This is a genomic window from Vibrio crassostreae (assembly GCF_024347415.1).
GTDB classification, from domain to species: domain Bacteria; phylum Pseudomonadota; class Gammaproteobacteria; order Enterobacterales; family Vibrionaceae; genus Vibrio; species Vibrio crassostreae.
The window spans coordinates 2,146,905-2,162,190 of record NZ_AP025476.1 but is presented as its reverse complement, the minus strand read 5'-3'; the positions used below and the strand labels follow the sequence as shown (position 1 = coordinate 2,162,190).

8 protein-coding genes and 2 pseudogenes are annotated in these 15,286 nt (G+C 43.5%); 4 read left to right on the top strand and 6 right to left on the bottom strand.

Annotated elements, in window-relative coordinates; all coding sequences use genetic code 11:
* The first annotated feature begins 146 nt into the window (after positions 1-146).
* The 3 genes and pseudogenes from OC193_RS09630 to OC193_RS09620 all read left to right on the top strand — a co-directional run bounded on the left by OC193_RS09630 (position 147) and on the right by OC193_RS09620 (position 5,767).
* Positions 147-1,745 (top strand): BCCT family transporter, encoded by a 1,599-nt coding sequence (locus OC193_RS09630; RefSeq protein ID WP_048664745.1) that lies wholly within the window; start codon positions 147-149, stop codon positions 1,743-1,745.
* A 271-nt stretch (positions 1,746-2,016) separates the two neighbouring features.
* Entirely contained in the window at positions 2,017-3,588 is a 1,572-nt protein-coding gene (locus OC193_RS09625) for a BCCT family transporter (protein WP_048659559.1), read from the top strand.
* 296 nt (positions 3,589-3,884) lie between these two features.
* Positions 3,885-5,767 (top strand): annotated as a pseudogene (locus OC193_RS09620) (methyl-accepting chemotaxis protein).
* Positions 5,768-5,899: 132 nt separating this feature from the next.
* On the opposite strand, the gene OC193_RS09615 reads toward OC193_RS09620, so the two are convergent.
* The 4 genes from OC193_RS09615 to trxB form a co-directional block, all read right to left on the bottom strand.
* Positions 5,900-7,306, bottom strand: coding sequence for a hypothetical protein (locus OC193_RS09615; RefSeq protein WP_048664746.1), 1,407 nt, complete (start codon positions 7,304-7,306; stop codon positions 5,900-5,902).
* A 225-nt stretch (positions 7,307-7,531) separates the two neighbouring features.
* Positions 7,532-9,253 carry a heme ABC transporter ATP-binding protein/permease CydC gene (cydC, locus tag OC193_RS09610; RefSeq protein ID WP_048664747.1) on the bottom strand — a complete coding sequence of 574 codons (1,722 nt, stop codon included), beginning with the start codon at positions 9,251-9,253 and terminating at the stop codon, positions 7,532-7,534.
* Entirely contained in the window at positions 9,246-11,030 is a 1,785-nt protein-coding gene (gene cydD / locus OC193_RS09605; protein ID WP_048664748.1) for a heme ABC transporter permease/ATP-binding protein CydD, read from the bottom strand. Before cydD ends, cydC begins: the two co-directional genes overlap by 8 nt.
* A gap of 161 nt (positions 11,031-11,191) precedes the next feature.
* Entirely contained in the window at positions 11,192-12,151 is a 960-nt protein-coding gene (gene trxB / locus OC193_RS09600; protein WP_012603688.1) for a thioredoxin-disulfide reductase, read from the bottom strand.
* Between the two features lie 228 nt (positions 12,152-12,379).
* On the opposite strand from trxB, the pseudogene OC193_RS09595 reads away from it, so the two are divergent.
* A pseudogene (locus OC193_RS09595) lies at positions 12,380-12,545 on the top strand (regulator); the annotation flags it as partial.
* A gap of 72 nt (positions 12,546-12,617) precedes the next feature.
* Here the strand turns inward: OC193_RS09595 and OC193_RS09590 are convergent.
* Together OC193_RS09590 and OC193_RS09585 are read right to left on the bottom strand one after the other, a co-directional pair.
* Complete coding sequence (locus OC193_RS09590) at positions 12,618-13,442, bottom strand: hypothetical protein (protein ID WP_048663610.1); 825 nt, start codon at positions 13,440-13,442, stop codon at positions 12,618-12,620.
* A 47-nt stretch (positions 13,443-13,489) separates the two neighbouring features.
* The gene (locus OC193_RS09585; RefSeq protein WP_048663609.1) at positions 13,490-13,981 is read right to left on the bottom strand and encodes a TIR domain-containing protein; all 492 of its coding nucleotides are present in this window, start codon (positions 13,979-13,981) and stop codon (positions 13,490-13,492) included.
* Positions 13,982-15,286 lie beyond the last annotated feature (1,305 nt).

Below are 15,286 nucleotides of genomic sequence, written 5' to 3'. Positions count from 1 at the left end.
GTGTAATTTAATTACTAAATGTGTAATTTAGGCCTCCTTTATGGAGGTTTTTTTAGTATTTTTGCGACAGGTTGATATTCTTCTTTTCGAAATTTAAGCGCCGAATGCAATGTTGCAAACAGTGCGCTGCAAATTAGAGAGGAAGCATGGAGCCTGTAAAAGATAGGTATAGTATTGAAAATACCGATTATACAGTAGGACAAGATAACGTTCAGAAATGGGGGTTCGATGTTCATAACCCAGTATTTGGAATCAGTGCAGGAGCGATCATTGTCTTCCTTCTGGCACTTCTAGTCGCAGACCCTGATACCGCAAAAGCGGCGCTTGATGGAATCAAATGGAAAGTCATCGGTAACTTCGATGGTTTCTTCATGTGGGCAGCAAACATCTTCGTTATTTTCTGTTTTGCCCTCATTGTCTCCACGTATGGCAAGATACGTATTGGTGGCAATGATGCCAAAGCAGAGCACTCCAACCTATCTTGGATGTCGATGTTATTCGCCGCGGGAATGGGTATTGGTTTGATGTTCTGGGGTGTGGCTGAGCCAGTGGCTTACTTCACGGGTTGGTATGAAACGCCATTAGGTGTCGAAGCATATTCACCTGAAGCCGCTAAATTAGCGCTAGGCGCAACCATTTATAACTGGGGCTTACACGGCTGGGCTATCTATGCTGTTGTTGCTCTAGCGCTTGCCTTCTTCACTTTCAATAAAGGTCTGCCTCTTTCAATTCGCTCGATTTTCTACCCGATTTTAGGTGATAGAACTTGGGGTTGGTTTGGTCATATTGTTGATATCGTGGCTGTGCTTGCAACACTGTTTGGTCTTGCAACTTCATTGGGCTTAGGTGCTCAGCAAGCAACAAGTGGTATTAACCATGTATTTGGTACCGATGGCGGTATTGGCATGCAACTGGTTGTTATCGCAGTGGTCACTTTCTTAGCGACAATGTCCGTTGTTCGTGGCATCAATGGTGGCGTAAAAGTACTAAGTAACGTGAACATGCTGGTTGCTTTGGGCTTGCTTATCTTCGTAACCATCGCTGGTGGCATGGCGGGTATTAAAGCTATCCCAACCGCTCTAATGGGCTACATTGAAAACTTCATTCCTTTAAGTAATCCTCATGGTCGTGATGATGAAACGTGGATGCAAGGTTGGACGGTATTCTACTGGGCGTGGTGGATGTCTTGGTCTCCATTCGTAGGCATGTTCATCGCTCGTATCTCTAAAGGTCGTACGATTCGTGAATTCATCGTTGCTGTATTGTTCATCCCAACGACCGTAATCATCATCTGGATGGCTATTTTTGGTGGTATCGCGATTGATCAAGTGGCGAACAAGGTGGGTGAGATTGGTGTGAATGGTCTGCAAGATATTACACTTTCTCTTTTCCATACTTACGATGCACTGCCAATGAGCTCTGTGCTTTCAGTGGTATCGATTGGGTTGATTATGGTGTTCTTTATCACCTCGTCTGATTCAGGTTCATTGGTTATCGATAGTATTACCTCTGGCGGTAAAGTCGATGCCCCTGTTCCACAACGCGTATTTTGGGCGTTGATGGGCGGTGCGATTGCAGCGGTTCTATTGTGGGTTGGTGGCACGGAATCTATTCAAGCATTACAAGCTGGAACGGTATCAATGGCGCTACCATTTGCTTTCATATTATTGCTTATGTGCCTAAGCTTATTGTTAGGTTTACGAACTGAAAATCAATTGGTTAAGCATCAAAATGCTTTGAGTTAAAAGTATTTTTGATAAAAAGGTCGGCATGGTCGGCCTTTTTTTCGTCATAAACTTGAGTAATTACGTGAATTTTGTTTGTAATTTCATCGAACCGATTCTGGTTTACTGAAAACAACAAGTTAACCTGCTAAACTTCAGACATCCAAGTATTTGAATTATTGTGACAACAACTTGTACTACTTGGATTGTATGTTCGAGTTTGTAATTAAGTCGCAGGTAAGTAAGGGATACGAGGTCAATAGACCCTATTAGTATTCCGTAGAGAGGGATAATGACTAAAGGTATAGATAAATACAGTATCGACAGTACGGATTACACTGTTGGTCAAGATAACGTCCAAAAATGGGGTTTTGATGTTCATAACCCAGTATTTGGTATCAGTGCGGGACTTATCGCCTTGTTCTTGATCGGTGTTCTACTTACAGATACCGCTTCAGCAAAGGCAGCACTAGATGGTGTTAAATGGCAAATTATCAATTCATTTGATTGGCTGTTCATCTGGTCCGGTAACATTTTCGTTATTTTTTGCTTGGGCTTGATTGTTTCTCCATTTGGTAAAATCCGCCTAGGTGGCGTTGATGCAACCGCTGATTACTCATTCATGTCTTGGTTGTCCATGCTGTTCGCTGCAGGTATGGGTATCGGTTTGATGTTCTGGAGTGTGGCGGAGCCAGCTGCTTACTACACAGGTTGGTATGAAACGCCGTTAGGTGTTGAAGCGAATACACCAGAAGCGGCTAAGCTAGCACTAGGTGCAACCATGTATCACTGGGGACTGCACCCTTGGGCGATTTATGGTGTAGTGGCATTGTCACTTGCTTTCTTCTCTTACAACAAGGGATTACCTCTTTCAATTCGTTCTATCTTTTACCCAATCTTAGGTGATAGAGCTTGGGGCTGGGCAGGTCACATTGTTGATATTCTTGCAGTTCTTGCAACCCTATTCGGTTTGGCGACATCGCTTGGCCTAGGTGCACAACAAGCGGCAAGTGGTATTCAGCATGTATTCGGTATTGAAGCGGGCTTAGGGCTGCAAGTCATTGTTATTACAGTGGTGACTTTATTAGCGGTTGTCTCCGTACTTCGTGGTATTGATGGTGGCGTTAAAGTTATCAGTAATATCAATATGCTAGTAGCTTTCTTACTGCTGATCTTAGTTGCGCTAATCGGTTATGCAGTGACGCTGGGTTCAATCCCAACAACATTGATGGCATATATCGAAAACATCATTCCGCTGAGTAACCCTCACGGCCGTGAAGATGAAGCTTGGCTACACGGTTGGACTGTATTCTACTGGGCTTGGTGGATCTCATGGTCACCATTCGTAGGTATGTTTATCGCTCGTGTTTCTAAAGGTCGTACGGTTCGTGAGTTCATCACAGCAGTACTGATTGTACCGACTACCGTGACTATCATTTGGATGTCAGTGTTTGGTGGTATGGCGATTGACCAAATCGTGAATAACATTGGTATTCTTGGTCAAGAAGGTTTAACCGATGTATCGCTAGCGATGTTCCAAATGTTTGATGTATTACCATTTGGTACTCTGCTTTCAATCATTGCGGTTGTATTGGTTTTAGTCTTCTTCATTACATCGTCTGACTCAGGCTCTCTAGTAATCGATAGCATCACCGCGGGTGGTAAAGTTGATACGCCTGTGCCTCAACGTGTGTTCTGGGCGTTCCTTGAAGGTGCGATTGCTGTCGCTCTATTGTGGGTTGGTGGTACTGAAGCAGTACAAGCTCTACAAGCGGGTGCAATCTCGACGGCATTGCCATTCACCATCATTCTATTACTGATGTGTGTGAGCTTGCTAATGGGTATGCGTACAGAAAAACGCTAGGCTTTCTAAGCTAAAATCTACTGCAATTTATACGCAGTAGAGCGGTAAATAATATGAAGGCAGAAGAGGAAACTCTTCTGCCTTTTTGTTTTTTTACCGTACTAAATTTGACATTATTTCTAATAATCACATAGTAAATAGCGCCTTAAATTTGGCGACAAGCCAAGGAATTGACACTAGGTAAGCTTATGGTTTGCTTAAAATTATATTCCGATATTAAATTGTGAAATCGCTCGAATTTAATACTGATATTGGGTAGTATGCGCGGGATTTCCCACCACTCGTGAAACTTTGACATGAAACTAACACTAAAGCAGAAGTTGATAGGTGCTAGCCTATCTGCTTTGTCGTTATGGCTACAGCGTTGACTTGGTTGTCAGCAAACCAATTATTTGAACAGACTCGTAATGGCGTATACCTACGAGCTGAAAGCGTATCTGAAGCAGCATCTGAAGGTATTAAGAACTGGATTGATATCCGTACCGATATCGCATCAGCATTTAATGAGTTTTCACGAGAAAGTGATGTTGTTCCTTTCCTCAAGCAAGCTCGTGTAGCGGGTGGCTTTGACGATATCTTTTTAGGTACTCCAGAAGGCGGGATGTACCGTTCACACCCTGAACGTAATCGTGCAGATTATGATCCTCGTCAACGTCCTTGGTACCAAGAAGCAAACGCTGCAGGTAAGCAAATCATCACCACTGCTTACCAAGATGCGATTACTAAAGCGCTTCTAGTAACGATTGCAGAACCTGTTCGCCACAACGGCCAACTTGTTGGTGTTGTTGGTGCAGACGTACTTATTGACCAATTGGTTAACGATGTCATCAGCCTTGATGTTGGTGACAATGCATACGCAATGCTAATTGATGCCTCTGACGGCACATTCCTAGCTCACCCAGATTCAGCATTAAGCTTGAAGCCGGTAAGCCAACTTTCTAATGACATCTCTATGCCTATTATCGAGAACGCAGTGCGTACGGGTAGTATCGAGATCATCAAAGAGCGCGGTGCTGAGAAGCTGCTTTACTTCACGAAGGTACCTAACAGTAACTGGATCTTCGCGGTTCAGATGGACAAAGCAACAGAAGAAGCGAACCACTCAACGCTACTTACTCAGCTGATCATCACTGCTGTAATTATCACGCTAATTGTAATCGTACTTGTGTCTTGGTTAGTGAGCTTCCTATTCCGCGACCTAAACCGTGTTTCAGCTGCTCTTGAAGAAATTGCTTCAGGTGAGGGCGACCTTACTCAACGTCTTGAGCCTAAGAGCGACGACGAAATTGGTCAGCTTGCTGCAAACTTCAACCGTTTTGTGGGCAATATGCACACCATGGTGATCAAGCTAAGCGAAGTATCTGCTGCGCTAGGCAACCAAGCACGTCAAACGGCTTCTCAAGCTGAAGAACGTAGTGCTCGTATCCAAATGCAACAAGACGAGATCAACATGGTAGCAACAGCCGTTAACGAAATGGCTGCAGCAACACAAGAGATCGCGGGTAACGCAGACCATACTGCACAGAACTCATCTGAAGCGGTTGGCGCGTGTGAGCACGGTACTGGTCAAGTGACACAGACTCAAAGCTCTATCCAAAACCTTGCTCAAGAAGTTCAAATCGCAACCAACGTGATTCTAGAGCTTGAAGAGCACGGCAACAGCATCAACGCTATCCTGTCTAACATTCAAGGTATTGCAGAACAAACGAACCTACTTGCACTTAACGCCGCTATTGAAGCTGCACGTGCCGGTGAGCAAGGTCGTGGTTTCGCAGTAGTAGCGGATGAAGTTCGAGTTCTGAGCCAACGTACACACGGTTCAACGCAAGAAATTCAACAAACGATTGAGTTGCTACAAGGTACAACAGGCAAAGCGGTTAACATCATGAACGATAGCCGTACACTTGCTGAAACCAGTGTTGATGATGCGAACTCAGCGGCTGCAAGCCTAACGCAAATCCATGCTGCTGTTGAACGCATAAGCGACATGGCAACACAGATTGCTTCTGCTGCAGAAGAGCAAGCGTCTGTAACGTCTGAGATCACTCGTAACACTGAGGGAATCCGTGACGTATCTAACGAGCTAGCGGACGAAGCACACCAAGCTGCAGAGCAAGCTGCGCAGCTTTCTGAACTGTCTCACGAGCTAGAAAGCGAAATCAGCCGCTTCAAGCTGTAAGCGCTTAGCGAACAGTGATTAATTTGGTCCCTAAAACGTACTAAGTTAATCCGCGAGAACGTTATTTAAAAGCCGAATGTGAATACCACATTCGGCTTTTTTGTGCGTGCTAGTCAGAGTTATGAACCCCAGCTAGTTGTTCGGGTAACCTGGGAACTTAGCTTTAAGGGCCGCACGAGTAGGGAAGTACTGCTCCATAAATGTAACCATCGCAGGGTCATTAGCTTGTAGCTCTGTGAAAGTTGCAGAACTTAATTCTTGGGCGCTGTAACCCTTATAGTTCAGGTCGTAGTAGGCATAAAGAGAGTAGGCTAGGTACTCTTGGTCGTATGACTCAGCGTCTAAATCAGCTTCGACAATCGTTGAGTCTTTACCGTTAGGAAAGTAAGAGCCTGCAAGAATCGCTTTTTCATTGAGCTCATCGAGTTCTTTTTGCATTATTCCCCATTTCGATGAAGATGATTGTACCGCTAAGTTCATCACACCGTAATCGTGAACAAAGTGAATAATCTCTTCGAACGCAGCGTCTCTTTGAGTCACTAAGTCAGGCTTGTTTTCGCGATTCGATGTGTCAGTTGTTTCTGTCGCAAACAGATCTTGGAAACGGTAATTTTCATCTAAGAAGTCACCTCCATCTCTGTCAGACCACTCATCATCGTAAAAGAATCCCATGGTAGCTTTACTGTCGTAAATAGCCTTAGTTACTTCTGCTGGGAAGCTATCTAGGTAGTACTGCATGATGTTCTTAACGTGAGCGACTTTTGCTGCACCGTTATTTTTTGACTGGTCTTCAATCAACAGTGGAATCTTATAACCGTGTGCTTCTACGCATGTGCGTTGCTTGATGCCATTGGCGAGCAAATCACCCGTGGTATTTGTGATAACAGAACAGTCGTTAGTTGGTACACGAGCGAACACCTCAGAATTACTTTGAGCGAAGTACGGTACAAATTGAATGCCATTACTTAAAGTGTTACCGACACGAACATAAAGGTTCATAGGTCTCATTTGGTCGATATTAAATTTGATGCCACTGTTATCAATAATGAACTGCTTATTGATAGTCACGGTATCCGCTTTTTTCCATCGAATGATGTTGTTTATGTTGTTTTCGACCTCTGCGATAGCAAGCATTTCAGGTGTCGTTGTTGAGTTAAAGTTTTCGTAGTAAATATCGAAGTTTTCAACGCTAAACGTTTTTCCTGCAGAGTTTGTTGCCGTTACTGAAAAGGTAATATCAGCATCGTTTTGGGTTTTGTAATTGCGCTCAGGAATACCGTGAACTTGCGCGAAATTGCCGCTCGCTTTTTGTGTATTACCATACTGAGTAATATCAATGTTCACGTTTTTGTCTGTACCCGCAGCAATCGATTTCACGCTGAATTGTAGTGAGTAATTGCTTCCTAAACTAACCACTGAGCTAGCGCTTGATGCATCGATTACATTCTTTGACGCGCTCGTGTTATTGCTGTCGCTGCCGCCGCATGCAGTGAGCATCGTAGTCAGAACAAGAGTTGGAATTGTGAGTTTGTATACCATAGGGGACCAAGTTATCTGCAAGCTATAAAGCCAGCATGTTACAAGAAATGGCATTTGCTCTTAGTAAGCTTTTGTAAGTAATGTATTAATAGTGCTTACAAATAAGCAATAAGTGATTGGCGGTGGTTATCTGTTTGAGCTGCTCGAAACTAGGATCACAGACAAACAAAAAGCCCGAGCATAAACTCGGGCTTTGAATGGTTTTCTTTATAGCTTAAGGAGAAGCTAGATTGCCTGACGAAGTTGGAAGTAACGTCCTTCTTCGTTCAACAGTGTCTCGTGAGAGCCGTTTTCTACAATCTCGCCTTGTTCAATCAGAACGATAGAGTCCATCGATTCCAAACCGATCAAACGGTGCGTAATGAAGATAACCGTCTTGCCTTCAAAATGCTTCTCGAACAGAGCCATGATGCTCTGCTCAGTTTGCTTATCTAAGCCTTCTGTAGGCTCATCAAGAAGCAGGATAGGGGCATCATGAAGGATTGCACGTGCAATACCAATACGGCGCTTCTCACCACCAGACAGTTGACGACCGCCGTCACCTAACCAGCTATCAAGAGCAGTATTCTCAAGCAACTTTTCTAGGCCAACGTCTTTAAGGATGTTAGCTAGGTGATCATCATTAGCGTCTGGTTTTGCAATCAACAAGTTGTCGCGCAACGTGCCATTTAAGATGTCGACACGTTGGCTTACCACACTGATCGATTCACGCAGTTGTGACTCGTTCCATTGTGTTAGCTCAATGCCCGCGATAGAGATGTAACCCTTTTTCGGGTCCCAGTAGCGAGTTAGAAGCTGAATCAGTGTCGATTTACCAGAACCCGTTTGACCCACAATCGCAACCTTGTTCGTTGCCGGGATTGTTAGGTCAACAGCGTTCAGAACGTTGCGCTCAGAATCAGGGTAGTTGAACGTCACGTTTGAGAACGTAATATCAAGCGGCTTATTGATGTCGAGCTTCTCTTCAGCAAACTGAACTTCAGGCTCTGACAGAATAACCTCGTTCAAGCGACGTGCTGAAGACAGAGTTTGACCTAAATGCTGGAACGCGCCTGCAATTGGCATCAACAATTCAAAACTTGCCATAGTAGCGAACGCCATTAGCGCGATGAACGGGTCTGGAGCATTGCCACCCACGCCATCAGCCGCAAGCCAAAGCATAAGAACCAGCGTTAAACCGTTGAACAACATTAGTGCTGCTGAAGCCATACCGGTTAGGTTAGCGTTCACAAACTGATTCGCCATCAGCTTGTGTTGTGTCTCTAGAATTGCATTACGGTAACGCTCTTCTGCACCGAACAGAGTCAGTTCGCTGTAGCCTTCAATCCAATCAAGAGTGGTAACACGAAGGTCTGCTTTGTTTTGTGTAAGCTCACCACCGTTACGCTTACCCAGCTTGTAGAACAAGATAGGCCAAACCAACAGCATGATCAGAAGGATAGAACCCAAGATCAAACCAAGCGAACTATCGAACCACATCAAGAACAGCGTCAGGAAGAAGATACCCAACACACCCACCGTCACTGGGCTTACTAAGCGCAAGTACACGTGGTCCATAGCGTCGACGTCAGCAACCAAGCGGTTAAGTAGGTCAGCGTCACGAAGGTTTGAAATACGACCTGGGATCAGCGGAGCCAGCTTCTTGAAGAAGAAGATACGCAGATCAGTCAGCAGCTTGAATGTCGCATTGTGGCTCACAACACGTTCACCCCAACGACCCGCAGTACGGCTCATTGCCAACCCACGAACACCACCGCCCGGTAGCATGTAGTTGAAGGTTTCACGCGCAATCGTAAGGCCTGCAACCGCAGAAGCTGAAATGAACCAACCCGATAGCGTTAACAAGCCGATAGAAGCCGACAGAGTAGCAAAAGCCAATAGCATGCCTAGCGATAGGCCAAACCAATGCTTTTTATAGAGTTTCAGGTAAGGCAGTAAATCACGCATCTAAATTACCCTTATTGTCTTGTTGAGCTAAGTTCGCGTTAAGCATCTCTTCGAATAAACCACCCGCAGTCGAAAGCTGAGAGTAATGACCTTGTTCCACAAGACCACCATCGCGCATAACCAAAATGTTATCGACCGATTGAAGAGGAGCAAGTTGGTGCGTCACAAGCAGGGCAGTGCGACTTTCGATGTTGCTGTTGATGCCTTTCATCACGAGCTGCTCACTGCGAGTATCTAGGCTGGCAGTCGGTTCATCGAGCAACCAGAACTGGCCGTCTTGAATCATTGCGCGAGCCAAAGCCAAACGCTGAGATTGACCAACAGATAGGCCACCCGAACGATCAGAAATCATGTAATCCAAGCCATGCTCGCTTACAAATTCGTTAGCAAAAGATTGCTCAAGTGCATTTTGAACAGTTTGGTCGGTGATATCTTGCTTACCCAGAGTGACGTTGTCACGAATGCTGCCGTGAAGCAATAATGGGTTTTGACCAACCCAGCTGATCGTCTTGCGCCAAGATGCCAAGTCTAAGTCACGCAGTTCAACACCATTGATTTTCAAGCTTCCTTCATAAGGCATGAAACCAAGAATGGCATTGATCAAACTTGTTTTACCCGCACCGCTTGGGCCAACTAATGCAGTCGACTGGCGAGTATTAAGCGCAAACGAGATAGGGCCAACCAGTTGAACACCTTCAGGGCTCAACACTTTCAGGTCTTGAGCCTCAATATTGATGCCTTGAGCAGGGTCTAGTTGAGTGTCACCTGATTTAACCTTAGTGATGTCGGTTTCTAGGAACTCAACAATACTTTCGGCAGCGCCCACTGCTTGTTGCTTCGCGTGGTAGAACGTACCTAAGTCACGCAGAGGTTGGTAAAACTCAGGTGCCAAGATAAGGATAAACAAACCTGCGAATAGCGTAATGCCTGCACCGTAGTGGCCGAAGTTCAGTTCACCGATGTAGGTGAAACCAAAGTAAACCGCCGTCATCGCGATAGAGATAGACGTGAAGAACTCAAGTACCGCAGAAGACAAGAAAGCGATTTTCAATACGTCCATCGTGCGCGTTCTGAACACTTCAGATGCACCTTTCAAAACTTCTGTTTCAGCGTTGGTGCGGTCAAATAGACGAATGGTTGTCATTGACTGTAAACGGTCGTAAAAGTGACCAGAAAGACGCTGCAGCGCTTTGAAGTTTTTACGGTTTGCATCGGCCGCTTTCATACCAACAAGTGCCATGAACATCGGTACCAGTGGAGCAGTAATCAAGAAGATCAGTCCTGCTGCCCAGTTTACTGGGAATACCACAACCAAAATAATGAATGGAATCATTACCGACAGAGACATCTGAGGAAGGTAACGAGAGAAGAAGTCTTGCATGTCTTCTACTTGTTCTAGCAACAGCGTTGCCCACGTACCGGCAGGTTTACCTTTAATGTAAGCAGGGCCTAACTCACGTAGTTTATCTAGGATGAGTTGCCTTATATAGACACGGATCTGTTCACCACAGCGATAACCTGCGATTTCACGTCCCCATGTACAGCCAGCACGGCCAACGACCGATAATGCCAAGCCTGCGAAATGACCAACCAGTTCAGATTTATCGACATTCTCGATGATCAGCTGGTGAAGAATAGAGGCGAGAAGAGCTGCTTGAGCAATTAAGAACACGCTTGAAAGTACGCCAAGGCTAATCGCAATCATAAGCCAGCGTTTCGCTAACTTACTCTGTTGCTTAAGCCACTTGTTCAAGCTGCGTTGTTTTTTCTTATCCATTATGAAGGCTTAATGATAATTATTATTTGTTGAGGGCGGCTAGTATACAAAAGAAAGCCCAGTGGATATACCACTGGGCTCTAGGGATTTACAACAAAATGTGATGACGCCCTGCATCTACTGAGGCGAGAGCACCGATAATCAAAACTGCAATCTCAGATTTACTTATCGTTTAGGCCATCTAGGAAGCGTTCAGCATCCAGTGCAGCCATACAACCTGTACCAGCAGAAGTGATTGCTTGGCGGTAGTTGTGGTCCATTACATCACCTGCAGCGAACACGCCTGGGATGCTGGTTTGTGTCGCGTTACCTTCAAGACCTGACTGAACAATGATGTAGTCATCTTTCATATCAACTTGTCCTTTGAAGATTTCCGTGTTCGGTTGATGACCGATAGCAATGAACGCGCCCATTACTTCGATATCTTCTGTCTTATCAGACTGAGTATCTTTAATACGAACGCCCGTTACGCCCATGTCGTCGCCTAGAACTTCGTCTAGCGTGCGGTCAGTGTGAAGAACAATGTTGCCGTTCTCTACTTTGTCCATTAAGCGCTTAACAAGAATCTTTTCAGCGCGGAACGTGTCACGACGGTGAACTAGGTGAACTTCAGACGCGATGTTAGATAGGTAAAGTGCTTCTTCAACAGCCGTGTTACCACCACCCACAACCGCTACTTTCTGGTTGCGGTAGAAGAAACCGTCACACGTTGCACAAGCAGAAACGCCGCGGCCTTTGAATGCTTCTTCAGAATCTAAACCCAAGTACTTAGCCGATGCACCCGTTGAGATGATCAATGCATCACACGTGTACTCGCCAGAATCGCCTTTAAGACGGAAAGGTCGGTTTGAAAGATCGACTTCGTTAATGTGGTCAAACAGGATCTCTGTTTCAAAGCGCTCTGCGTGCTCTTTCATGCGATCCATTAGAGCTGGACCCGTTAAACCTTCAGGATCACCCGGCCAATTTTCCACTTCTGTTGTGGTTGTAAGCTGACCACCTTGCTGCATACCCGTAACAAGTACAGGGTTTAGGTTTGCACGAGCAGCGTACACTGCAGCTGTATAGCCAGCAGGGCCAGAACCAAGAATCAATAAATTACAGTGCTTTACGTCGCTCATGAGGACTCCGAAATTGAAATTGTTTTTATTTATAATCGCTTAGGATTGTATGGAAAATATGGAGGCAATAAAAGTGTAAACAAGGGCTGAAGTGTAATTAATCGTTATACGTTAGAACTTAATGGAGACAAACGTTTCCGTGGCTTAAAGATCGGCGAAACCATCTAAAGGTTTATGGGGTGTTGGAGTGAGAGGCTATGGCCGTGTTCAGTAAACTAAACGAGTTGGGAACCAAGCATTAGTGAAGATTGGGAACAGTTAAATGCTTTCCGTCAGGGTAGATCTGCTAACAGGCCAAGTAGGGAAGCCGCAACGAATACTAACAGGGATTACACTTTTGGGGATTCTGTCTGAACTAGAAATAAAGACCTCGACGCACATGTTAGGACAATAACGAATATCAAGGAATAATATAGGCTCCGCTAGAAGCCTATATAGGAAAGAATGCTTTGGCGCCCAATAGAAACTAAGTGCGTTTTAAGTTAACTGTACATTCAGGTAAAAGTTCGAGAACTATATCTCTAAAATCGGACCTGTTAGAGTCGTCTGTAAGGTTAATATACAAATGGTAATGATTGTTTGGCAGTCTTCGCTTTGTAATCATTGTAACCTCAGGCATTTGTTCTATTTCGTTAGAAGCAAAATTGAGAGCTTCAAGAGAACTTTTTCTTGCGCATACAACTACGTCATACTTGGATTGTGTTTTACTAGTGGGAGTACGACGGTGCTCCATACTTGCAATAGCAGATTTCAAACTTTTCAGTTCATCTAAGATAATCTCATCGCTAGAAACTTCTTTAGTGTCAATCTTAGCAATTTTAAATTCGCCAAAGTGTTTGAGGAAAGTGGTGTAGTTTGGGTCGTCTTTTGACTTTTGCAGAGTATTAACGATCTTATCTCTTAATTTATCCTTAAACTTAACTATTTCTGTGAAGCGCAGGTCACGTGGATACTCAATATGCTCTATTGAAGATGTATCAAATGAGTACGAAGTTTCCTCATCCTTAACAATAATCGTTGGCTTATCAAAAGCTAGCCTCATACCAAGCTCAAACATTACATTAGGGTTTTTACCACTGATATCACACACGACAATTGGATTTTCGTATAGATTTTGGATAATGCGTTTTTGAATTACCCCTACGTCATCGGACCTACTAACCATGTTAGCTTCAAAGCCAGCATCTTTGACCGCTTCTTCGATTATTCCATATACATCTTTCCAGTGAGATTCACCGCAACCATCTATTGATGAAATCGGCATTACTATCCCACAAATATTGTCTTCCATTATTACCTCTATTTAAATTTATATTCGAAAAGACATCAAAGATGTAACTAAAAATTAACATTTGACCAATTGTAGTGTCTAGAGTCTGGTGCATTAGATTTCTTACGGTGATATTCACTTGGGAAATTATCTAATGCGTATTTTATTTTTTTCATCTCAAAAGGAATAGAAACAAAGTAAGCTCGGTCTCTAAGAATTGGAGGAGTATTTTTAGTGTCAGAATTAGAGTTACAAAGGTTGACCGCGACAATTGGAATGTCTAGTTCGATCGCAACTTCAATTTCCCATCGAACAAACTTATATAGGTTCTTAGTATGATTACCAACTAATAAAACTGCTTGTTTTGTGTTGTTAAGTCGTTCCCTTAACTTTCTTTTTATCGTAATTTCTGATGCGGTGCGCCTCAAGTTGTTTAACTCATGTGCATTATGGAAATCGAAATCGATATTCTTATTAGCTTTCCATGCGGTCATTAGACGATAGGTAGCAATATCAGAGTCAGCATCGAACATTACATATGTTTTATTTTTGTAGCTCATTGTTCGTCCTTACCAGCGTGATTTGGGATTGAATTGGAAATGATAATGGTGAAGAAAAGGAACGTGTTAATTAGTTGGCTTAAGAAAACCACTCGGATTTCTTGAGTCAAGGGAGAAAAACCGCCATAAGTTAGAGTAAAAGCATTTGCAATGCTTAGGTATACCGCGTTTGTGGAGTCTATAAGATTGTCTGGCCAGCTTATCTCGCAACTGAAATGAACTTGGTAGAGGTATGCATAGCAAGCTAAATAATAGCTAACTGCTAATAATGCATTTAAAAATTTTCGATTCAATGCTTCGCGATTTGTTCTTTGACTAAATTTACTTCCCCAAACATGGTAGTAAAAATAAGTAAAAAGGTTGGAAGAAAGTAAATAATAAGTAAAGAAAAGTGCAAGATCTGAATTTACGTCTAGCTTCCATAGTCCAAGTAGCACGACCCATTTAAATAGTTGATAAATGTCGATTGCAATATTGCAGCAATGAATTTTCTCTGAATCAGTTAATGGGGTTTGTTTGCAAATGCCATGGCACAGCTTTGCAATAAACTTGAAAAATTCAACTAAGTTACAGTAGTAAAAAAGCCTAATTAATGAATCGAACAAAGGATATATAAAACCATTCTTCATTTTGTACTATTTTATCCATAGCGTTGTAGTTTTAAAAATCTCATAGAGATGACTAATTCAAATAAGCCGCCTTTAAATACCAAGCGCACTAAACTTTCCCAGTAGAGTACGACGCATAGGTTAGGACTATTTTGACTCTATTTTAAACCAAAAGAGACATATCGTACAACTGAGTAAATGAAAAACCTTACGTTGTATTGTAAAGTGAGATTGTTCAGAGAGCCTGATAGTTAGGTCGAATCTACCCCGTGATACTACACAGGGATTTACAGCAAACAGCATAAACGTGCTAGCGAAGAACACCACACATTGACGAATACTTGCCGATGATTTTGAAGTTGCGTCCGTTGTTATGATCGATATCAAACGCTTCATGCTCTTAGTTGCATCAACCACTAAGTAAAGTCCTTTCTCAATGCCCCATTTCAAATTCTTCACATAAACCAGATCGTCAATTCGTATTAGGTGTGCACCGTTTAAAACTGTGTATTTTCGTTATTGAAAGTTAAGAGAAACAGTTGCGTGAAAGAAAGTAAGCCATTTGGGGCGGCCGAGTTCCCCCCGAACTCGACCTGTTCCAGACGCGCAAGCAAAGGCGTGTGGATTCTGGCGTACTCATAAATTAACCAATTTCAGTTTGTTGTGTAAATAATCAATAGCTTGGCAACTGATAGGT

Excerpts from the sequence above, each read along its gene's own strand:
- OC193_RS09625 (WP_048659559.1), top strand. The coding sequence starts at position 2,017 with ATGACTAAAGGTATAGATAAATACAGTATCGACAGTACGGATTACACT.
- trxB (WP_012603688.1), bottom strand. The coding sequence starts at position 12,151 with ATGAGCGACGTAAAGCACTGTAATTTATTGATTCTTGGTTCTGGCCCT.
- OC193_RS09590 (WP_048663610.1), bottom strand. The coding sequence starts at position 13,442 with ATGGAAGACAATATTTGTGGGATAGTAATGCCGATTTCATCAATAGAT.
- cydC (WP_048664747.1), bottom strand. The coding sequence starts at position 9,253 with ATGCGTGATTTACTGCCTTACCTGAAACTCTATAAAAAGCATTGGTTT.
- cydD (WP_048664748.1), bottom strand. The coding sequence starts at position 11,030 with ATGGATAAGAAAAAACAACGCAGCTTGAACAAGTGGCTTAAGCAACAG.
- OC193_RS09630 (WP_048664745.1), top strand. The coding sequence starts at position 147 with ATGGAGCCTGTAAAAGATAGGTATAGTATTGAAAATACCGATTATACA.
- OC193_RS09615 (WP_048664746.1), bottom strand. The coding sequence starts at position 7,306 with ATGGTATACAAACTCACAATTCCAACTCTTGTTCTGACTACGATGCTC.
- OC193_RS09585 (WP_048663609.1), bottom strand. The coding sequence starts at position 13,981 with ATGAGCTACAAAAATAAAACATATGTAATGTTCGATGCTGACTCTGAT.